General features: G+C 50.4%; 19 protein-coding genes, 2 tRNA genes and 1 pseudogene. 8 read left to right on the top strand and 14 right to left on the bottom strand.

Annotated elements, in window-relative coordinates; genetic code table 11:
* Positions 1 to 13: 13 nt before the first annotated feature.
* The 11 genes from rsmB to NOG13_RS05025 form a co-directional block, all read right to left on the bottom strand.
* The gene (gene rsmB / locus NOG13_RS04975) at positions 14 to 1,351 is read right to left on the bottom strand and encodes a 16S rRNA (cytosine(967)-C(5))-methyltransferase RsmB (RefSeq protein WP_283109485.1); all 1,338 of its coding nucleotides are present in this window, start codon (positions 1,349 to 1,351) and stop codon (positions 14 to 16) included.
* Positions 1,351 to 2,061, bottom strand: a complete 711-nt coding sequence (locus tag NOG13_RS04980; protein ID WP_283109486.1) for a zinc metallopeptidase — start codon at positions 2,059 to 2,061, stop codon at positions 1,351 to 1,353. Before NOG13_RS04980 ends, rsmB begins: the two co-directional genes overlap by 1 nt.
* Positions 2,062 to 2,080: 19 nt before the next feature.
* Complete coding sequence (gene fmt, locus NOG13_RS04985) at positions 2,081 to 3,004, bottom strand: methionyl-tRNA formyltransferase (RefSeq protein WP_283109487.1); 924 nt, start codon at positions 3,002 to 3,004, stop codon at positions 2,081 to 2,083.
* A 4-nt stretch (positions 3,005 to 3,008) separates the two neighbouring features.
* A complete protein-coding gene (def, locus tag NOG13_RS04990) occupies positions 3,009 to 3,506 on the bottom strand; it encodes a peptide deformylase (protein WP_283109488.1) in 498 nt (165 codons plus the stop codon).
* A 15-nt stretch (positions 3,507 to 3,521) separates the two neighbouring features.
* Complete coding sequence (priA, locus tag NOG13_RS04995) at positions 3,522 to 5,972, bottom strand: primosomal protein N' (protein ID WP_283109489.1); 2,451 nt, start codon at positions 5,970 to 5,972, stop codon at positions 3,522 to 3,524.
* A gap of 24 nt (positions 5,973 to 5,996) precedes the next feature.
* Positions 5,997 to 6,215 (bottom strand): DNA-directed RNA polymerase subunit omega, encoded by a 219-nt coding sequence (rpoZ, locus tag NOG13_RS05000; protein WP_283109490.1) that lies wholly within the window; start codon positions 6,213 to 6,215, stop codon positions 5,997 to 5,999.
* On the bottom strand, positions 6,208 to 6,819 hold the full coding sequence (gmk, locus tag NOG13_RS05005; protein WP_283109491.1) for a guanylate kinase: 612 nt from the start codon (positions 6,817 to 6,819) through the stop codon (positions 6,208 to 6,210). Before gmk ends, rpoZ begins: the two co-directional genes overlap by 8 nt.
* Complete coding sequence (gene remA / locus NOG13_RS05010) at positions 6,809 to 7,087, bottom strand: extracellular matrix/biofilm regulator RemA (RefSeq protein WP_283109492.1); 279 nt, start codon at positions 7,085 to 7,087, stop codon at positions 6,809 to 6,811. Before remA ends, gmk begins: the two co-directional genes overlap by 11 nt.
* Before the next feature lie 24 nt (positions 7,088 to 7,111).
* Positions 7,112 to 7,987, bottom strand: a complete 876-nt coding sequence (locus tag NOG13_RS05015) for a YicC/YloC family endoribonuclease (RefSeq protein WP_283109493.1) — start codon at positions 7,985 to 7,987, stop codon at positions 7,112 to 7,114.
* A 178-nt stretch (positions 7,988 to 8,165) separates the two neighbouring features.
* Positions 8,166 to 8,241, bottom strand: a tRNA-Trp gene (locus tag NOG13_RS05020).
* A 182-nt stretch (positions 8,242 to 8,423) separates the two neighbouring features.
* A complete protein-coding gene (locus NOG13_RS05025) occupies positions 8,424 to 8,639 on the bottom strand; it encodes a hypothetical protein (protein ID WP_283109494.1) in 216 nt (71 codons plus the stop codon).
* Positions 8,640 to 8,875: 236 nt separating this feature from the next.
* Here NOG13_RS05025 and NOG13_RS09510 point away from each other — a divergent pair.
* Positions 8,876 to 9,034: pseudogene (locus NOG13_RS09510) on the top strand (DUF4236 domain-containing protein); the annotation flags it as partial.
* A gap of 83 nt (positions 9,035 to 9,117) precedes the next feature.
* Here NOG13_RS09510 and NOG13_RS05035 read toward each other — a convergent pair.
* Positions 9,118 to 9,486, bottom strand: a complete 369-nt coding sequence (locus NOG13_RS05035) for a hypothetical protein (RefSeq protein WP_283111206.1) — start codon at positions 9,484 to 9,486, stop codon at positions 9,118 to 9,120.
* Positions 9,487 to 9,886: 400 nt separating this feature from the next.
* Here NOG13_RS05035 and iadA point away from each other — a divergent pair, with 400 nt between their 5' ends.
* The 4 genes from iadA (at position 9,887) to NOG13_RS05055 (ending at position 14,720) form a co-directional block, all read left to right on the top strand.
* Entirely contained in the window at positions 9,887 to 10,990 is a 1,104-nt protein-coding gene (iadA, locus tag NOG13_RS05040; RefSeq protein ID WP_283109495.1) for a beta-aspartyl-peptidase, read from the top strand.
* A 17-nt stretch (positions 10,991 to 11,007) separates the two neighbouring features.
* The gene (locus tag NOG13_RS05045) at positions 11,008 to 11,823 is read left to right on the top strand and encodes a cyanophycinase (protein ID WP_283109496.1); all 816 of its coding nucleotides are present in this window, start codon (positions 11,008 to 11,010) and stop codon (positions 11,821 to 11,823) included.
* Positions 11,813 to 14,419: a cyanophycin synthetase gene (gene cphA, locus NOG13_RS05050; RefSeq protein ID WP_283109497.1), complete on the top strand. Its 2,607-nt coding sequence runs from the start codon at positions 11,813 to 11,815 to the stop codon at positions 14,417 to 14,419. The genes NOG13_RS05045 and cphA overlap by 11 nt, the downstream gene beginning before the upstream one ends.
* A 121-nt stretch (positions 14,420 to 14,540) precedes the next feature.
* Positions 14,541 to 14,720, top strand: a complete 180-nt coding sequence (locus NOG13_RS05055; protein WP_346347673.1) for a ferredoxin — start codon at positions 14,541 to 14,543, stop codon at positions 14,718 to 14,720.
* An 88-nt stretch (positions 14,721 to 14,808) separates the two neighbouring features.
* Here NOG13_RS05055 and NOG13_RS05060 read toward each other — a convergent pair whose 3' ends face one another.
* Both NOG13_RS05060 and NOG13_RS05065 read right to left on the bottom strand, forming a co-directional pair.
* Positions 14,809 to 15,867, bottom strand: coding sequence for an aldose epimerase family protein (locus NOG13_RS05060; RefSeq protein WP_283109499.1), 1,059 nt, complete (start codon positions 15,865 to 15,867; stop codon positions 14,809 to 14,811).
* A 30-nt stretch (positions 15,868 to 15,897) separates the two neighbouring features.
* Positions 15,898 to 16,845, bottom strand: coding sequence for an ROK family protein (locus NOG13_RS05065; protein ID WP_283109500.1), 948 nt, complete (start codon positions 16,843 to 16,845; stop codon positions 15,898 to 15,900).
* Positions 16,846 to 17,010: 165 nt separating this feature from the next.
* Here NOG13_RS05065 and NOG13_RS05070 point away from each other — a divergent pair, with 165 nt between their 5' ends.
* From NOG13_RS05070 to NOG13_RS05080, 3 genes are all read left to right on the top strand, one after another.
* Positions 17,011 to 17,685, top strand: coding sequence for a sugar transferase (locus NOG13_RS05070; RefSeq protein ID WP_283109501.1), 675 nt, complete (start codon positions 17,011 to 17,013; stop codon positions 17,683 to 17,685).
* A gap of 62 nt (positions 17,686 to 17,747) precedes the next feature.
* The gene (locus NOG13_RS05075; RefSeq protein WP_346347674.1) at positions 17,748 to 18,776 is read left to right on the top strand and encodes a M23 family metallopeptidase; all 1,029 of its coding nucleotides are present in this window, start codon (positions 17,748 to 17,750) and stop codon (positions 18,774 to 18,776) included.
* A gap of 35 nt (positions 18,777 to 18,811) precedes the next feature.
* Positions 18,812 to 18,898 (top strand) — tRNA-Leu (locus NOG13_RS05080).
* Positions 18,899 to 18,900: the final 2 nt, after the last annotated feature.

Genomic DNA, 18,900 nt, shown 5'->3' on the forward strand with positions numbered 1-18,900 from the left:
AAATCTACTCTTCCTACCTTTTTTGAAACGCAGCGATGAAAAAGCCGTCCGGCCCATGAAGTTCCGGAATCAGCGTAAGCTGGTACTCTGGTTCATCCACTACATGAACGATGTTGTCCGGCAGCCGCAGCGCCAGTGGCTCAAAGCCTTCCTGTTCCCGAAGGAAGCGTTCTGCTACCGCAGAGTTTTCCGCTGGGTTCAAGGTGCAGGTGGAATAGACCAAAACCCCTCCATCTGCTACAAGGGCGGCTGATTTACACAGAATACGGTACTGCAAATCGGGCAAGCTGTCAATAGTCAATGGAAATTTATAGCGAATTTCCGGCTTCCGGCGTATGACGCCGAGGCCCGAACAGGGCACATCGCACAAAACACGGTTCACTGCCGGAAGATTGCCCTGCGGATTCGCCGCATCGCGCGTCTGTGTATGCACAGCAGTTAGGCCGAGGCGCTGTGCCCCGCTTGCAATTAATTGGGTACGCTGCGGATAAACATCGCAGGAAATGACTTCTCCGCGGTTCTCCATGCGTTCGGCGATGGTGAACGTCTTCCCTCCGGGTGCGGCGCAGACATCGGCGATGCGCTCCCCCGGCTGCGGGTCGAGTACGTGGCAGCAAATCTGGGAAGCAAGGTCCTGAACATGAAACAGCCCCTCACGGTAACCGGAAAACTGTTTCAGCCCTGCGGCGTTTTTCACGACCCGCAAAGCTCCTTCAAGCCAAGGAACCGGCTCCGCCTCGATGCCCTCCGCCTGAAGTCTTTCCAATAATTCTTGCTCCGAAATGCGGATGTTATTCACACGGATGAAAAAGTCGGGTTTTGCGGAACTGCCCTCAAGAATTTTATCCGCAATCTCGGTTCCGTATTGCTTTTGCCAAAATTCCACAAGCGCTTCGGGGCAGGAATAAAGAACACTCCGGTAGCGAAGCGGTTCGCGGTTTTTATCCGGAAGACGGGCTTTCTCCGGATTCCGCAGGAAACTGCGAAGGACGGCATTCACAAAGCCGGCCGCGCGGAATTCCCCGTTTTTCTTCGCCAGCGCCACACATTCATTCACGGCGGCTGACGGCGGAATTTTTTCAAGGTACTTCAATTGATAAAGTCCGATGCGGAGAATCTCGAGAACCACAGGGGAAAGTTTTTTCACCGGTGTTCGTGAATACGCACCGAGAATATAATCCAGCGTGATTTGATGTTCCAAGACTCCGTAAAAAATCGTGGTTGCAAGCGCTTGGTCTCTGCTGTCAAGTCCGGAAGATTCCAAAACGGAATCCAGCACCAAGTTGGAATAAGCGTCCTCCTTCTCTACCCGAAGGAGCGCTTTCAGCGCTGCTGACCTTGCTCCCGCCATCAGTCGCTCCTCCCGCGGCTTCCGGCGATGAAAAGCAGACGCAGCAGCGAAACCAGCGCCGTAAAGCTCGCAGCAAGGTAGGTCATGGCGGCGGCGGTGAGAACCTTTCTCGCGCCGACAAGCTCTTCCTGGGTGAGAATTCCCGTTTCACCCAGGGCACGAATGGCGCGACGGCTCGCATTGAATTCCACCGGCAGGGTTGCAAGCTGGAACAGTACCACCAGCGCATAAAGCGCGATGCCTGTGTAGACAACGTAATCGTACTGCACCGGCAGGAGAAGGCCAATCAAAATCAGCGGCATGGAAAGGCGCGAGCCGATGTTGGTAATCGGAACAAGCGCCGTGCGTATCTTGTTGGGAAAATACCCCTGTGCATCCTGCACGGAATGACCGGCCTCATGCGCCGCGACACCGATTGCCGCAATGGATGTGGAACCGTAAACATTCTGCGAAAGGTTGATGGTATGGTTCCGCGGGTCGAAAAAATCCGTCAGATTTCCGGCAACCGGGCGAATCGTGACCCAAGCCCCTCCCAAACGCGCTACCGCCTCAGCGGCTTGCGCACCCGTCATTCCGCGCACTGTGCGGACGCGGGAATATTTTGTAAAAGCAGATTGCACCCCAATCTGTGCCGCCATGGTGATAATGAGGGCGGGCACCATGAAGAGAAAATAGGTGTAATCAAAATAATAAAGTCCGAAAGCGTCCATGGAATCCTCCGATTTTCCGTTAACTCAGTTTCAATCCCTGCGCCTTGTGGCCACGCAGGAAATCGCTTCCGCTCATTCTCTTTCCGCCTTCTGTTTGGACCTCCAGAAGCTCAATTGCCGTGCCGTCGCCACAGCAAACAAGAAAGTTTTCCGTGCCGGGAACAATCAGTCCCGGCTCGCCGTATTCTTTTTCCCTCACGCGGGAACGGTAAATCTTCAAACGGTGGCCGTTCAGGCTCGCACTTGCGGCAGGCCACGGGTAAAGCGCGCGGATTTGATTGTGAATCTCCTGCGCCGTTCGATTCCAGTCAATCGGCGACATGCTTTTGGTAATCAAAGAAACATGGGTAGCCTTTGTGTCATCCTGTTTCTGCGGCTTGACAGTGCCTTCTTCCACCGCCTTGAGCGTTGTAATGAGAAGCTCCGCGCCGAGCTTTGCCAAACGAGCCATCAGCTCCGGAGTGTTCTCATCCGGAAGGATGGGCGTTGCCTTTTGAAAAAGGATATCGCCCGCATCGCAGGCTTCCGCCATCAGCATGGTGGTTACGCCCGTCTCCGCGTCTCCGTTCAGAATCGCCGCCTGAACCGGTGACGCGCCGCGGTACTTCGGCAGAAGGGAAGCATGTACATTGATGCAGCCGAATTTCGGGATATCCAGAACCGCTTTCGGGAGAATCTTTCCGTAAGCGGCCACAACAATGGCATCCGGCTTGAGAGACGTAAGACGAGCGACTTCTTCCGGCGCTTTCAGCGTCTTCGGCTGATAAACGGGAATCAACTGTTTTTCTGCTTCCACTTTAACCGGCGGCGGAGTCAGTATCATCTTGCGGCCCTGAGGCTTATCCGGCTGCGTGTAGACAGCTACGACTTCATGCTCTGCTTTTATTAAAGCCAAAAGAGACGGCACTGCAAACTCCGGTGTTCCCATGAAAACTATGCGCATACGATTATTGATCCTCCGACTTAGATGACATTTTTTCCAATTCTTCCTCCGTCAGCATGCGGACAACATGCTTCAGGAAAAGGACACCGTCAAGGTGGTCGATTTCGTGGCACGAAACGGTGGCAAGAAGATCATCGCCCTCATATTCAAACCAATTGCCGTGCCTGTCCTGTGCACGCACTTTGACATGCTTCGGGCGCTTTGTGATGCCCCATTTCCCTGGAATGGAAAGGCAGCCCTCCAGACTTTCCTGTTCACCGCTCTGTTCCACAATGACCGGATTCACGAGTTCCTTGACGCCGTCGCCGATGTCAATGACGACGACACGACGCAGAACGCCGACCTGAATTGCGGCAAGGCCGACGCCGTTTGCCTGGTGAAGTGTTTCCGCCATATCGTCAAGCAACGACGCAAGACGTTCGTCGAATTTTTCCACGGGGCGGCATTTTTTCGAGAGAAATTCGCTGTCGTTGCTCTCCGTTAGTATATTACGTATTGCCAAGTTGATTCCTCCTGCTTATAATATCGAATCCGGATTTAAATCCGCATAAGCGGTGACGCCGTTATTTGCCCGATCGGTCGGAAACCACGTCAAAAGTGCGGCCATCATTTCCCGGAATCGTTTGCTGTTTCTGCACTTAATCAGTAATTTATACCTATATTTATTATTTACTTTGCCAATTAATGCCGGAGAGGGGTTCAGAACGCGCAGCGGCTGTTCCGGATAGTCCCTCTGCGCCGTCTGCCGCAGTTTTTGCATGAACGCGACGCTCGATGCGCGGACTCGCGCTTCCTCGCTGCCGACGAATCCTACAACGCACAAATCGGCAAACGGCGGATAAAGCATTGCTCGGCGCAGTGCGATTTCTTCCCTGTAAAACTCCGGATAATTCTGTTCCGCGGCTAAGCGGATTACCTTGTTCTCCGGCGTGAAGGTTTGAATAATCGCCTTGCCTCGGAAACGCCCGCGCCCGGAACGGCCCACGACCTGCGTCAGCAAATCGAAAGCGCGTTCATAACTGCGGAAGTCGTCCCCATAAAGCGCTTGGTCTGCGGAAAGCACGCCCACAAGCGTTACGTTCTCGAAATCAAGTCCTTTGGCGACCATCTGCGTCCCAACGAGCATGTCGTATTCGCCCTCGGCAAACCGCTTGAGCTTTTTGTCATAGGCAAAGCGCGTCATGGTGGAATCGGCGTCAAGCCGCAGAATCCGCGCCTGCGGGAAAAGCTCGGCAAGCTGCTGCTGGGCGCGCTGGGTTCCGAATCCGGTGTAATGCACCTGGTCTTCATGGCAGGTGGGACATTCCTTCGTAAACGGAATCGAAAAACCGCAGTAATGGCACATGAGGCGGTTGTTTGCCGCATGGTAGGTCAGCGTGATGCTGCAATTCGGGCATGTCAAAACATGTCCACAAGCGCGGCAGGAAACGAACGTATTGAACCCCCTGCGGTTCAGGAGAAGAATGGACTGCTTGCCTTCGTCCAGATTCTTCTGCAGCGCCTCTTGGAGTTTGGAGCTGAAAATACTTCTGTTTCCGCGCTCCAGTTCCTCGTTCATGTCGACGATTTCCACTTGGGGCAGCTCCGCTTGCCCGTAGCGGGACGGAAGCGTATTGAGTGTGTAACGCCCTTTCTGCGCGTAATAATAGCTCTCGATTGACGGCGTAGCGGAAGACAGGACCAGAAGTGCCTTGTGGTACGCACAACGGTATTTTGCCACATCACGGGCATGATAGCGCGGAGAGGATTCGGATTTGTAGGTGCTTTCCTGCTCCTCATCCATAATAATCAACCCGATGTTGTCAAGCGGCGCGAAAACCGCCGAACGTGTCCCGACGGCGATGGAGGCTTCTCCCCTGCGGACACGTTTCCACTCATCGAGACGTTCGGCAAGCGTCAGGCCGCTGTGGAAAACCGCAACATCGGAGCCGTAGCGCGCGCGGAAAATGGAGATGGTCTGCGGAGTGAGTGAAATCTCCGGCACCATGACAATGACGCCGCGGCCGTCTTCTCTCACGCGGTCAATCAAGCGGAGGAAAACGGAGGTTTTTCCGCTTCCGGTTACGCCGAACAGGAGCGAAACGCCGCCAACGCCCGCACGGTACTGGGCATACATTTGCTGAAAGGCTTTTTTCTGTTCCGGCGAAAGTTCAAAATCCTTCGGCGGTTCTGTCGGAACACCGGCATACGGATTGCGGTAAACTTCCATGTCATAATACTGAACAAGGCCCTTCTTTTGAAGCGCATTGACCACCGCGGGCGTTACGCCGGAAAAATAGCACAGTTCTTTCAACGATGCGCAGCCCGCTGCGCGGAGTGTATCCAGCACGCTGGCTTGTTTCGGCGTCAGCTTCCGCGGTTCGGCATTTTCGACCAAACGCACCATTTTTTGCGTTGCGTCCGTGATTTGCCGCACGACGCCGCTGTTTTGCAGCACGATTCCGGCCTTCAGCAGTTCTGTCAACGCACTGCAATCCTCCGAAAGGCCGAGGTCTTTGAGGAGTTTATTCCAAGGAACAAAATCTTTCGAATGGGAAAGGTACTCCACAATCTGGCGTTCTTCTGGCTCGAGCCTGTCGGTATCGATTTCCGAAATCGGCGACGCAAGCGCATACTCGGGGCGCAGGCGAACCTGGATTCCGGCCGGAAAGAAAAGCTTTGCAGCCTCAAACAGGGTACAGAATGTATGCTCTTTCAGCCAGAAAACAAGGCCCACGGCTTCTTCGGAAAGAAGCGGGGCCCGGTCAGTGACAGATAATATGGATTTCAACGATTTTTCTGCCGGGTCGCTACTCTCGCTGAGCCCCAGAATAATTCCCTGACGCCTTGCATTTGCTTGCCCGAACGGAACAACGACACGGCACCCTATTTGGGCATTTTCGATTAAATCCTCCGGAATCCGGTAATCAAACATCTTATCAAAGTGGTAGACGGAATTTTCAACAGCAATTTTTGCAACAGCCGCCATCTTCCGTCACTCCTTTATGTTTGATTATTCCATGTCTTTCTTCTTTGTTCTGTCTTCTTCAATCATTCTGATTTTGTGGTTTTGGAACTCTTCCACTGCCATCTGAACCGGCTTATCGTCGAGAATCACCTTGTTCTTCTCCGCTTCTTCGGCGATCTGCCGTGCACGCTTCGCAATGGCAATTACGAGCGAGTACCGGCTCTGGTCCGGGGTTAAAATCAAATCTGCAATCGGCTTAATCATGTCTCTGCATCCTTTCCAAAAGCTCTGCATTTCTGGCTGTTTTGCATTTTTCAGCTTGCAGAATCGAACAAATCTTCTCCACGGCATTCTCTACCGTGTCATTCACGACAACATAATCGTAATGCTCAACTTCCTTGAGCTCCCTGTCGGCTGCGGCAAGGCGCTCGCGGATGACATCATCGGACTCGGTTCCGCGCGTTCTCAGACGGCGTTCCAGCTCTTCGCGCGACGGAGGAAGAATGAAAATCCCTACCGAATCCGGTCGTTTCTTCTTCACGTTGGCTCCGCCCTGAACCTCAATTTCCAGGATAACATCATTCCCCTGTGAAGTCCATTCTTCAATCGGGGCAGCCGGCGTGCCGTAAAAGTTGCCGCAATACTCGGCTGTTTCGAGCATCTTGCCCTCTTCCGCCATCTGGCTGAATTTTTCCCTAGAAATAAAATAATATTCCTTTCCGTCTGTCTCTCCCTGGCGCGGTGCCCGCGTGGTGGCGGAAATCGACAGGCGAATCTGCGGGCGCCTTTCGAGCAGGGCTTTCACAATCGTTCCCTTTCCGGCGCCGGAAGGGCCTGAAAGCACAACAAGCAGGCCTCTATTCGTCATCTTCGTCTAGTTCCTCCTCATCAAGATCGTCGCGGTCGCTGTTCAGGCGGTTGGCAACCGTTTCCGGCTGCACAGCGGAAAGAATTACATGGTCGCTGTCGGTAATAATGACCGCTCGGGTGCGTCTTCCATAAGTGGCATCAATCAAGGAACCGCGTTCCTTCGCATCCTGAATGATCCGCTTAATCGGTGCAGACTCCGGGCTGACAATGGCAACCAATCTGTTCGCGGAAACCATATTACCGAAACCGATATTGATTAATCGCATAAGATTTCTCCTTTTCTGTAATCCTCACTCGATGTTCTGGATCTGCTCGCGGATCTTCTCAATTTCCGCCTTCATGTCAACAACATAGTGAGCGATTTGCGCGTCTACACACTTTGAGCCGATGGTATTGGCTTCCCGGTTCATCTCCTGCACCAAGAAATCAAGGCGACGGCCCACCGCTCCGCCGGCAGCAAGCATATCCGAAAACTGTGCGATATGGCTCCGCAGGCGCACAGTCTCTTCGGCAACGGAGACCTTATCGGCAAAAATTGCGGTTTCCGTCAGAATGCGCTGCTCGTCTGCCCCAGCCGCTGTTAGTTCGGTGATGCGGTCGCTAAGGCGGCGGCGGTATTCTTCCACCGTCTGAGGAGACCTTTCTTCCACACACCCGACGATTTTCTGAATCGTGTTTGCGCGGCTGAGAACGTCTTCTTTCATTTTTTCGCCTTCCGCTGCGCGCATCGCAAAAAACGGCACAAGGGCCTTTTCCAGCACCTGACACACCTGCTGCCAGACGGCGTCTTCGTCCTCGGGAGCATGGCTGACAACAAGAACGTCTGGGAATTTTGCTATCATCCCCGCCGTAATGTCATCCTTTAATCCATAGGTGCTGCTGAGTTCACGCAAAGCGTTCACATAGCCGGCGGCCAAAGTGTGGTTGACCGTAACCTGAGCGGAAACGTCATCGACGGTTTCAAAATCTACAAAAACATCAATTTTGCCGCGCTGGATGCGGCCCTGAAGATATTTTTTCAGCCTATCTTCCAGAAAGCCGTAAGCACGCGGTACCCGGGCGGAAAAGTCAAAGAAGCGGTGGTTGACCGATTTTATTTCAACAATAATATCGCGACCGTTCACCGTTTCTTCGGCTCTGCCGAAACCCGTCATGCTGTTAATCACGTAAAATCATCTCAGTTCAATTTTTTCTAGAATGGATGTCATGAACTCCCAAAAACAATATATCATCATTTAATTTTATCAGTATTCGGCAGCAGTTGTCAACACAACGCACAAACATCAATGGAACAAATGAGAAAACCCGCATGCACACCGAAATCGGTATCATGCGGGTTTTGAATGGCAGGGGCAGAAGGACTCGAACCCTCGGCACGTGGTTTTGGAGACCACTGCTCTACCAGCTGAGCTATACCCCTATTTTTTTTGAGAACGCTTTGTTATTATATCGCTTTAAGGGTTTCTTGTCAAGCAACTGCCATGAAAATCCGACGTACCTTTTTTATTGAAAGTGTTGGCGAATGTGCTAGGTAGCTGCAACACCGGAGTGCAAATAAAGGCATCCAGGAGAAACCCGGATGCCTTCCGATTTAAGCATTTTTCATTTTAACTTATATAAGAGCTTCCATGAAGATTTGGTAAAGCTGTCCAACATATTTTTAAGCGTCTTGGCAAACTCACCGGCTTGAGGTTCCGGTTTGCCAATCGTCAGCCATACCTTTTTCGCGAACAAATCATATTTATCTAAAGTGGAATTTTCCTTTTCTAGAAAGTTATCAATAGCCGCTTTGATTTCTTTATAATTATCCATTTTCATAACTTGACACCTCAATACATTTTTCAAACCATTATTTTAGTATTCTATTCATCTTGAATTTAAAATGCAATCTTTTCCGATGAAAAAGCAACCAGAAAAATCTGAACCAGCTTGAAGATGACATCTTTTATAATGATTTCTTGCAACTGTTCACAAAGTGACATATAATTTTTATATAACGTAAAATATTCCATATCCATTATGTATTTCTATTGAAAATACATAAAATACATGCTATGGGATTGCGGTTTCGGAAAAGCGTAGGATTTGGAAAAGGTATACGGCTGAACTTTGGAAAAAAAGGCATGAGTGTTACTACGGGAATTCGGGGTGCTCATGTAACATACAGCACATCCGGAAAGAAAACAACCAGTTTCGGAATTCCGGGAACCGGAATCTCATACTCTAAATCCGAAAAGATTGGTGGATCTTCGCACAGAGGCTTCGGCTTTAGTAAAACCGCTTCGCTTAACAATTATCACGATAACGCACCTATGCGATCACCGAATTCCGGTAACAAAAAGCGCGGGTGTTTGACCGCTACGGCCATTACTGGCGCTGTGATTGTCTTTCTCGTTGTTATTGCAAGTATCTTTGGAGGAAATGAGTCTTCTTCCTCTTCTGTGGTCTCTGACGTAGCTTCCTTTTCTGCACTTACCTCAAGCAGCGAAGCAGCTTTGAGCAGTTCCGTATCCAGCAGCACGCCGGTTTCATCTGCTGTTTCTTCTGAGCCTCCATCTTCTGCGAAGGCAAGTTCTGCAGGAAAAGTTTCTTCAGCGGAGCCACCGAAAAAAGCTGCAGAAAAATCAACAGAGAAAACGCCAGCCGCATTGACGGGTATTTCCATTACGCAATCCCCCGGTACTGTTCAAGCCGGAAGCAAAGCCATTCTATCCATTAAAGGAAAGCCAAACACAAAATATTCCATCGAGGTTTATTACTCGACAAAAGCCAGCGAAGCAAAAGGACTGTCCCCGCAGGTATCTGATTCAAGCGGAAATGTCTCTTGGGAATGGAAGGTAGGGCCGAAAACAAAAGCCGGTAAGCACCGAATTGTCATTCAAGGTGGCGGCCGATAAAATTGAAACCTACTTTACAACTACGAAATAATTTTAATAGGTTCCGAGCAAAATAGCTCGGAACCTTTTTTTGAAATATTCTCTTATGAGCACCACTCCGCTCAATTCGGCGAATATTTTAATCTTTCTTAGACACAATAAAAAACAAATTTCAATTGGAATGATAAGATGCTTTTACTAAGAAATATTGAATGTTACGATCCGAACCCATGCGGGAAAAAGGATCTTCTAATTGCCGCGGACAAAATTGAAAAGATTGCCCCGGCCGGCACCCTCTCCGATAACCCGCTCATCGACACGCAGTACGATTGCAGCGGATTATCTGCGTTTCCAGGAATCATCGACCAACACGTTCACATACTTGGAGCCGGAGGAGAACAGGGATTTGAAAGCCGCACCAAAGAGCTTGATGTCAGCGACCTTCAAAGCGCAGGCGTTACCACGGTTGTGGGACTGCTGGGCGCTGACGGCACAACCAGAACGCTCGAGAATCTTTATGCGAAAGCAAAGGCGCTGAAAGCTCAAAATGTAACTGCCTATTTATATTCGGGCAGCTATGCGGTTCCCCCTGTTACCTTTACCGGAAATATCACGCGAGACCTTGTACTTATCGACATGGTGATTGGAGCGGGAGAAATCGCGGTTTCCGATTACCGTTCCTCCTGTCCTACACTGCCGGAGCTTCTCCGTCTCGCATCGAACACATATCTTGGAGGAATGTTGGCCAAAAAAGCCGGTGTGGTGCATTTTCACATTGGCGACGGTAAAGAGGGACTGACTCCGCTGAAAAAGATCTTGGAGCAATCCGACCTGCCGAAAGAAGCGCTCGTTCCCACCCATACTAACCGGAATCCGTCCCTTTTTCAGGAAGCGATGGGCTACTGCGGCTCGGGTGGATACATCGACCTGACAGCCGGAGAAACCGCAGGAATTGCCGTCCCCGACGCCATTCATGCGCTGCAGAACAACGGCATTGAACTTTCCCGGGTGACGGTGAGTTCCGATGCAGGTGGCAGCATTCCGGGCGGCGGTGTTGCGAAAAACAAAGCGCTTTTCGACGACCTTATCGCTTGTATCCGCTCCGGCATCCGTCCGACGGATGCCTTTCGGCTGGCAACGGAGAATGTCGCCAAACTTTTGAAACTCTACCCCGCAAAGGGAACTCTTCAGCAAGGAAGCGATGCGGATATTTTGGTTATGGATGAGAAATACCAAATTCGGATGCTGTTCAGTCGAGGAAAGCTGGTTCTGCAGAACGGTATGAATCAATAAATCGAGGAGTAAGCACAATGGGAGACAACACGAAAGGCTTTCTGTTTATTATTGGCGGAGCCGAGGACAAAACAGGAAACAGCATCATATTAAAACAGGTTCGTGAGATGCTTAGGGACGATGAACAGCTCGCCGTCCTGCTGACGGCAACGGAAAAGCCGGAGGAAGTGGGAGAAAAATATCTCGAAGCGTTCAGCCGCCTCGGCATCACGAACATACAGCTTCTCAACATCAACACCCGTGACAACGCAGACGACAAGCAATACTGCGACAAGCTGCGCGCCTCGCGATGTGTTTTCATGACGGGCGGCGACCAGCTGCGCATTACGAGCATCCTTGGCGGAACGATGGCGAGTGGCATACTCAAAGAGATTTATGATTCCGGCGGCATCATCATAGGGACCAGTGCGGGCGCTTCGGTCATGAGTTCTACCATGATTGTCCAAGGCCCGGACAACGAGCCTGCCAAAAAATGTACGCTGAAAATGGCGCCGGGGCTTGGCCTTATCAACAACGTGATTATTGACCAGCACTTTGACCAGCGCGGGCGCTTTGGGCGGCTGCTGTGCGGGGTTGCGGAAAACCCGGGCGTTTTCGGCATCGGCATTGACGAGGATACCTCCATTAAGCTCTACCCGGATATGCACTTTGAGATAATCGGCTCCAATGCCGTTACCATCATCGACGGGAAATCAATTCAGAGTTCCAACGTTTCGGAGCTGAAACAGGACGAAATTCTTGCCATCTCGGGCGTCACGGTTCATGTGCTGCCCCAAGGATATGGGTTTGACCTAATCAACAGAAAGGTTTTACGATTGAAAGATGAACGCTGATAAACTCCACATCATTGACTTTACGATTTACCGCGGAAGGAATATTTACAGCCATCGGCCCGTTATGAAGATGATTTTGGATATTGGAAAATATGGAGAAATTCCGACCAATCAGATCCCGGGTTTTAACGAAAAACTGCTTGCCTTATTCCCCGGGCTTCAAACCAATGTATGCGGGCTGGGGTATGAAGGCGGGTTTCTCGAACGGCTGAAAAAAGGGACTTACCTGGCTCATGTTCTGGAACATGTTATTCTTGAAATGCAGGCAATGGTCGGTTATGACCTTCACTACGGAAAAACGCGGGTGATTCAAGAACCTTCGGTTTATTACCTCGTATATGAATATGAAAATGAAGTGTGTGGGTTGGAGTGTGGAAAAGCATCCGTCTTTATCTTGAATCATCTTTTGGATGGCGAGGAAATCGAGATTGACGGATTCATTGATTATCTGAAAAAAATTTCGAGCGAAGCGGAACTTGGACCTAGCACCGCTGCCATTGTGCAGGAGACGAAGAAACGGAATATTCCTGTCACGCGCATTGGAAACGGGAGCCTTATCCGCCTCGGATACGGAAAATACAGCAGGCTGATTGAGGCAACGCTAACGGACGCAACCCCCTGCATCTCGGCAGATATTTCCTCCAACAAGCAGCTCACCAAATTTCTGCTGAGCGAGAATCAAATTCCTGTCCCCTACGGCAAAGTTGTGTTTTCCGAAATTTCGGCGCAGATGGTTTCCAAGCAAATCGGGCTGCCGGTCGTCATCAAGCCGTTTGACGCCAACCAAGGCAAGGGTGTGCACCTCAATTTAAAAACGAAGCAAGAAATCATTGCCGCTTTTCGGGATGCTTCTAAGTACAGCAATGGAATTATCGTGGAACAATATATTGCGGGGCGCGACTACCGTGTACTGGTTGTGGGCGGCAAAGTCAGCGCCGTTGCCGAACGGGTGCCCGCGCTTGTAGTTGGTGACGGTAAGCACACCATAGAAGAGCTGGTAAAAATCATTAATCAAGACCCGCGGCGCGGCGAGGAGCATGAAAAAGCGCTTACCAAAATTCGCCTGGATGACGTTACGGATAAATTTCTGAAATCACAAAACATGACGCGCGAAAGCATTCCCGCCGCCGGCCAGGTTGTAAAGCTGCGCGGAAACGCCAACCTAAGTACGGGAGGGACCTCCGTCGACTGTACGGACCTGATTCATCCCGACAACGCCGAGATTGCGGTGCGGGCAGCGAACGCAATTGGCATCGACATTGCGGGAATCGACATTGTAACAGAGGACATTTCAAAATCAATTTACGAAACAGGCGGAGCGGTTGTGGAGGTAAATACCGCCCCCGGAATTCGTATGCACCTTTACCCGAGCAAAGGCACGCCCCGAAATGTTGCCAAAGATATTGTCGATTTGCTCTTTCCCGATGACAGCGCCGCGCATTTTCCCATTGTGTCGGTCACGGGAACAAACGGAAAAACAACCGTCGTGCGCCTGATTGCCCATGTGCTTTCCGCAACGGGAAAATCCGTGGGCATGACCAGCACAAGCGGAACTTATGTAAACGGACGATGTATCTGCAGAGGCGATAATTCCGGCCCAAGGAGTGCCAGAGCGCTGCTCTCCAACAAAGCGATTGACGCGGCGGTGCTGGAGACCGCACGCGGCGGAATCGTCCGTGAGGGGCTGGGATATGACCTTGCAGACGTCGGTGTCATTACGAACATTACCGGCGACCATCTTGGACTGGACGGCATTAACACTCTGGAAGATTTGGCATTTGTCAAATCGCTTGTTGTAGAGGCCGTAAAGGAAAACGGCGCCGCTGTGCTCAATGCGGAAGACGAAACAACGCCTTATGTGCTTGGGCGGGTAAAATGCAGGGTCGTCTTTTTCTGCAAAGAAAAAAGTGCTGCCGAAAAATTCATGAAACCGAATGATGCAGTTGTGTTTTTGAAGGACGGCGTCATCACCGCGGAGGAAAACGGGCAGGTGCAGGCCATCGTTCCCGTTACAGAAATTCCGATTACCCTGCAGGGAAAAATCGAATGTAACGTGGAAAACTGCCTTGCTGCCGCAGCAGCGCTTTATGCATTAAAGGTTCCGTCGGAAACAATTGCCGAGGGTTTCAAAAACTTTGAAGACAATGCCGGCCGCTTCAATGTTTTTGAACTGAACGGCTTGCGCATTATGATGGATTATGGGCACAACCCTGCCGGCTACAGGCAAGCACTGAAAACCTGCCGTGCGCTTGCTTCGGGCCGTTTAATCGGTGTCATCGGCATGCCCGGCGACCGACCGGACGACGCCATGCGCGACGTCGGAAAGCAATGTGCCGGTGTTTTCAACCGCATCATCATCAAGGAGGACCAAGACTTTCGTGGACGTGCTCCCGGAGAAGTGGCGGAAATTTTTCGCAGGGCAATTGAAGAAACCGGATTTCCATCAGAGAATGTAATCATCATAGAAAACGAGCTGGAGGCTCTGAAAAGCGCGGTAGAAAATGCTGCACCCGGAGACTTTATTGCAATTTTTTACGAAAACTACAATCTGATAAAAGAGTATTTGGAGGACGCAGGAGCTCAAAGAATCTTTTAAGGATTCCTACAACGCTCGAGAGATTTCTTATGACGGGTAATATTTCAAAGCAACTGTTATATCATAAACTTCGTTGAGGGTAAAACGATAAAAAGCGAAAGGAAGTATTGCAATGAAAGCTATGATCAATCGAACAGGCTGTATTGCATGCGGATTATGCACCGAGACTTGTCCGGAGGTATTTCGCATGGGAGACGACGGGCTCGCAGAAGTTTACGCAGAAGTCACCGATGACGTTCGGGAAAGTGCGGAAGCGGCCCGCGATAACTGCCCGGTATCGGTAATTTCACTGGAAGAGTAGCATCCTGCAAGACACGAGGTACTCCGCAGCCGTAGGGAAAGAAAAACAGCCTTGCTCCGTGGAAATTCGGGGCAAGGCTGTCTCTTTATCAGTCAATTGTGAATTTATAAATTGTTGTGCTGTGGAAAGGCTTCTCGGGTTTGAGGTTTTCGTACGGAAATTCCGGATGGTTCACGGAATCCGGATAGAACTGCGTCTCCATGCAGATGGCTCTGTGAGGCTTCATCGGGACGCCGCCGACTCCCTTCATTCCGGGGGCAAAACTGTTTGCCGTGTAAATCTGAATTCCGGGTAAATCCGTAAAGACAAGCATCCTGCGGCCGCTTGCTTGGTCGTAAATCTCCCCTGCCTTCTGAACGCCGTCGGAGGGGCGGAGGACAAAGTTGACGTCATAGCCGCCGCAGAGCTTCAGTAGATGATCCTGCGCGTGAATATCCTGCCCGATGGTTTTCGGCTTACGGAAATCAAACGGCGTATTCTCTACCGGAAGGAGCTTGCCCGTCGGGATAAGCCCGTCATCGCTTTCCGTAATTGCGTCCGCATTCAGCTGCATTTCAAGGGAAAGAATATCTTTTGAGGGGTTGCCCGTGATGTTGAAATAAGAGTGGTTCGTCAGGTTAAACGGGGTTTCCGCATCCGTTTTTGCTCTGTACTCAATAATCAGGGCATTGTCGGTGGAAAGCGTATAAGTTACCTCGACATCCACGTTGCCGGGGAAACCGCACTCGCCATCCGGGCTGTGGTAGGCGAACGTAACGGAGGGAGCGTCATCATCATTGGTGCTGCGCTTTATGCGCCACACTTTATCCTGAAAGCCCCCTGGAGCACTGTGAAGTGAATTTTCCCCTTCGTTTTTATAGACTTCGTATGTCTTTTCGCCGATGGTAAACTTCGCCCCGCCGATGCGGTTCGCGTAGCGACCGACAAGAGCTCCCTGCAAATCGCTGCCCGTTGCGTATTCTTCAAGGGTATCGTGGCCGAGAACGACGTTCTCCATTTTGCCGTTCCGGTCAGGCACAAACAGCCTAGCAATCCGGCATCCATAGGTAAGGAGTTCCGCCGTCATGCCGTTCGTATTTTTCAGGGTGCAGCACTCCACCTTGGTTCCGTCGGCCAGTGTTCCGAATGTTCTAACTTCAATTCCCATTTTCATACCCGCTTTCTGTAATTGATATTTTTATTCACCCAGCAATGCAGCTCCCAAAATTCCTGCATCATTGCCGAGCTTTGCACGGCAAATAACCGTCTGTTTGGACGAATATTTGGAATAAACCTCTTTGGCAACCTGTTCTTTCAGGGGAACCATTAGAGGATCACCCTCATGGCTTATGCCACCGCCGATGCAGAGAATATCCGGCTGAAATATGTTAATTATGTTAATGACACCGCACGCAAGGTAATATATGTAATCATCCACAACAGCTTTTGCTGTCGCGTCACCCTCGCGCATTGCCTGGAAGGCCGTGCGGCCATCCACGTTGTTCAAGTCACCGTGCGCAACCGTCCACAGCGCAGAAGAACGATCCTTTTCCATTGCTTCGCGCGTTGAGCGAATCAAACCTGTGGCGGAAGCATAAGCTTCCCAGCAGCCGCGTCGCCCGCAGGTACATGGACGCCCTTTTGCTTCAATGACAGTATGTCCCAACTCTCCGCCTGCAAAATTGCTGCCTGTAAGGATTTTATCGTCGATGATGACTCCGCCACCGATACCGGTGCCCAGCGTAATCGCGACCCCAATCTTGGCACCTTTCAGTGCGCCGGCTTTATATTCGCCGAACGCCGCAGCGTTTGCGTCATTTTCAAGAATCACTTTCTTGTTGAGTTTTTCTTCCAGAAGGTTTTGAAGCGGAAGGTGTTTAAATTTCAAATTGTTGGCATATTCAATGACACCCGTCTCACGATTGACCGTGCCCGGGCTTCCGACGCCAATATAAGGAATATCATTTAATGTGAGGCCGGCTTTTTCCAGCGTTTCTTTTACGGAGCCGGCAAGCTGCTCGCAAATTTCTTCATTCGAGCATGGAATATGAGTTTTGCGGCTTGTTTTGGCAATCAATTGATAAGACTCATCTGCAACGCCAGCCGCAATGTTCGTTCCGCCCAAATCAACACCCAAATAATACATGAAACCGTCCCTCATTTCCTATTCGTTAAATCCTAGTATATCATTCGTGATGGGCAGTGTAAACAAGGGAAAAGGAAAGTATTTCTTGAATGTATCAACATTTTTCCTAATATTATGGTACAATATCGACAGAACTTTGTTATTGAGGAATATGAGGAATATAAAATGACATACGAAATGCTCCCTGAAACAATGAAGAATGAATTCACAAAGTCCTACTGGCAAGATTTGCGTTCTCACAAAGCGACACTTATAATGAAACGCATTTTTGATATTGTGGTTTCATTTGTCGCGCTTGTTGTTCTCTCTCCATTTTTTCTGCTGCTTGCCATTGCGGTGAAAATCGACTCGCCGGGCCCAGTTTTTTACAAACAGGAGCGCGTCGGGCGCTACAACAAAAATTTCAAGATTTATAAATTCCGCACGATGGTGAAAGATGCGGACAAAATCGGGCTTCCGCTGACAACCGGAAAAGACCCACGCATTACACGGGTCGGTTCTTTCATCCGCAAACTGCGCCTTGACGAATTTTCACAGCTTCTAAACGTGCTCGGCGGCAGCATGAGTCTCGTAGGGCCTCGGCCTGAAGTACGGCGCTATGTAGATGCCTACACGCCGGAATATATGGCAACGCTTCTCATCCGGCCCGGAATTACGGCACCCTCCAGCATTGCGTTCAAAGACGAGGACAAGCTTCTGAACGAGGGCGGCGACCCGGAAAAAATCTATGTAGAAAAGATTCTTCCCCAGAAAATGAAAATGAACCTTGAGTACATGCGCAAAATTTCGGTTTGGAATGATCTGCGCATCATATTTCAAACCATAGCCGCTGTTTTTTAAGCAATATTTTACTCCCCCCGCTCATAGAATTAAACGAAACAGCGGGGGGATGGGTCTTGTCAGTGAAAAAGCTATTGCTGCGGAAGACCATTTCTATTTTGGTACTTGGGGCAATTATTCTTTCGATGTCCCTACTGACAACCAGCGGAACAACTATGGTCGCCACGCCGACGGCAGCTTCCGGAACGTCTTCGTCATCCGGAGAGAAAAAATTCATTAAATATGTCGAATTTAATGTTCCGTATCTCGCACTGAAAAAGGCAATGAACCTTGACATTGAAGCACATAAACAAGGAAAAGACCTCAGCTGGATTACGATTCTCGCATATCTCGGTGCGAAGTACGGCGGTGACTTTTCCCGTTACAAAAGCGCCGACATCGACGCATTCTTGAAGCAGCTCGAGACGAAAAGTGTAGAAGAGATTACTTCCGGCATGAAATATTACAACTACTACCACGAAGCGTATTCCGCCGTGCTCGGAGGTATGCTTGGGAAATACATCGAAAACGGCCAGGAAAAATACGGACTAATTGCGTACTCTCCGATCGCGAAGGGTTTTCCCTATACCGGTTATGACGATTTCGGGGCACGGCGGACTTACGGCTACACACGCCCGCACCTCGGCCACGACATGATGGCGGCAACGGGGACGCCCGTCATAGCGGTAGAATCCGGCATTGTGGAGGCGCTCGGATGGAACCAGTACGGCGGATGGAGAATCGGAATCCGCAGCTTTGACTCAAAGCGCTACTATTACTATGCGCATCTGCGCCAGAACAGGCCCTATGCTGCCAACCTTGCGCTCGGGAAAATCGTGAAAGCAGGCGACGTCATCGGTTATGTAGGCCGTACCGGATACAGTACCCACGAAAACGTGAACAACATTAAGGTCAGCCATCTTCACTTTGGGCTTCAGCTGATTTTTGACGAAAGCCAGAAAGAATGTGACAATGAGATTTGGATTGACGTCTACGCGCTGACAAAGCTTCTCCGGCAGCACCAGAGCGAAGTCGTGCGGAATAATGAAACAAAAGAATATACCCGTGCTTCTGACATTATTATTGAATCCGACACTGCAAAGTTTCATTGATTTTACACAGCGGCTATGATATAATTATCATACTTGCCGCTGTGGTGAAATTGGCAGACACAAGGGACTTAAAATCCCTCGGTAGCGATACCGTACCGGTTCGAGTCCGGTCAGCGGCACCAGC

The sequence above is a fragment of the Thermocaproicibacter melissae genome (assembly GCF_024498295.1).
In the GTDB taxonomy this organism is placed as follows: domain Bacteria; phylum Bacillota; class Clostridia; order Oscillospirales; family Acutalibacteraceae; genus Thermocaproicibacter; species Thermocaproicibacter melissae.

Coding starts and splice junctions, on each gene's coding strand:
- gmk (WP_283109491.1), bottom strand. CDS start 6,819: ATGACGAATAGAGGCCTGCTTGTTGTGCTTTCAGGCCCTTCCGGCGCC.
- priA (WP_283109489.1), bottom strand. CDS start 5,972: ATGGCGGCTGTTGCAAAAATTGCTGTTGAAAATTCCGTCTACCACTTT.
- cphA (WP_283109497.1), top strand. CDS start 11,813: ATGAACGCTGATAAACTCCACATCATTGACTTTACGATTTACCGCGGA.
- NOG13_RS05045 (WP_283109496.1), top strand. CDS start 11,008: ATGGGAGACAACACGAAAGGCTTTCTGTTTATTATTGGCGGAGCCGAG.
- fmt (WP_283109487.1), bottom strand. CDS start 3,004: ATGCGCATAGTTTTCATGGGAACACCGGAGTTTGCAGTGCCGTCTCTT.
- NOG13_RS05065 (WP_283109500.1), bottom strand. CDS start 16,845: ATGTATTATTTGGGTGTTGATTTGGGCGGAACGAACATTGCGGCTGGC.
- rsmB (WP_283109485.1), bottom strand. CDS start 1,351: ATGGCGGGAGCAAGGTCAGCAGCGCTGAAAGCGCTCCTTCGGGTAGAG.
- NOG13_RS05070 (WP_283109501.1), top strand. CDS start 17,011: ATGACATACGAAATGCTCCCTGAAACAATGAAGAATGAATTCACAAAG.
- remA (WP_283109492.1), bottom strand. CDS start 7,087: ATGCGATTAATCAATATCGGTTTCGGTAATATGGTTTCCGCGAACAGA.
- NOG13_RS05060 (WP_283109499.1), bottom strand. CDS start 15,867: ATGGGAATTGAAGTTAGAACATTCGGAACACTGGCCGACGGAACCAAG.
- NOG13_RS05025 (WP_283109494.1), bottom strand. CDS start 8,639: ATGAAAATGGATAATTATAAAGAAATCAAAGCGGCTATTGATAACTTT.
- iadA (WP_283109495.1), top strand. CDS start 9,887: ATGCTTTTACTAAGAAATATTGAATGTTACGATCCGAACCCATGCGGG.
- rpoZ (WP_283109490.1), bottom strand. CDS start 6,215: ATGATTAAGCCGATTGCAGATTTGATTTTAACCCCGGACCAGAGCCGG.
- NOG13_RS05035 (WP_283111206.1), bottom strand. CDS start 9,486: ATGGAAATACCCGTCAATGCGGCTGGCGTTTTCTCTGTTGATTTTTCT.
- NOG13_RS05055 (WP_346347673.1), top strand. CDS start 14,541: ATGATCAATCGAACAGGCTGTATTGCATGCGGATTATGCACCGAGACT.
- NOG13_RS04980 (WP_283109486.1), bottom strand. CDS start 2,061: ATGGACGCTTTCGGACTTTATTATTTTGATTACACCTATTTTCTCTTC.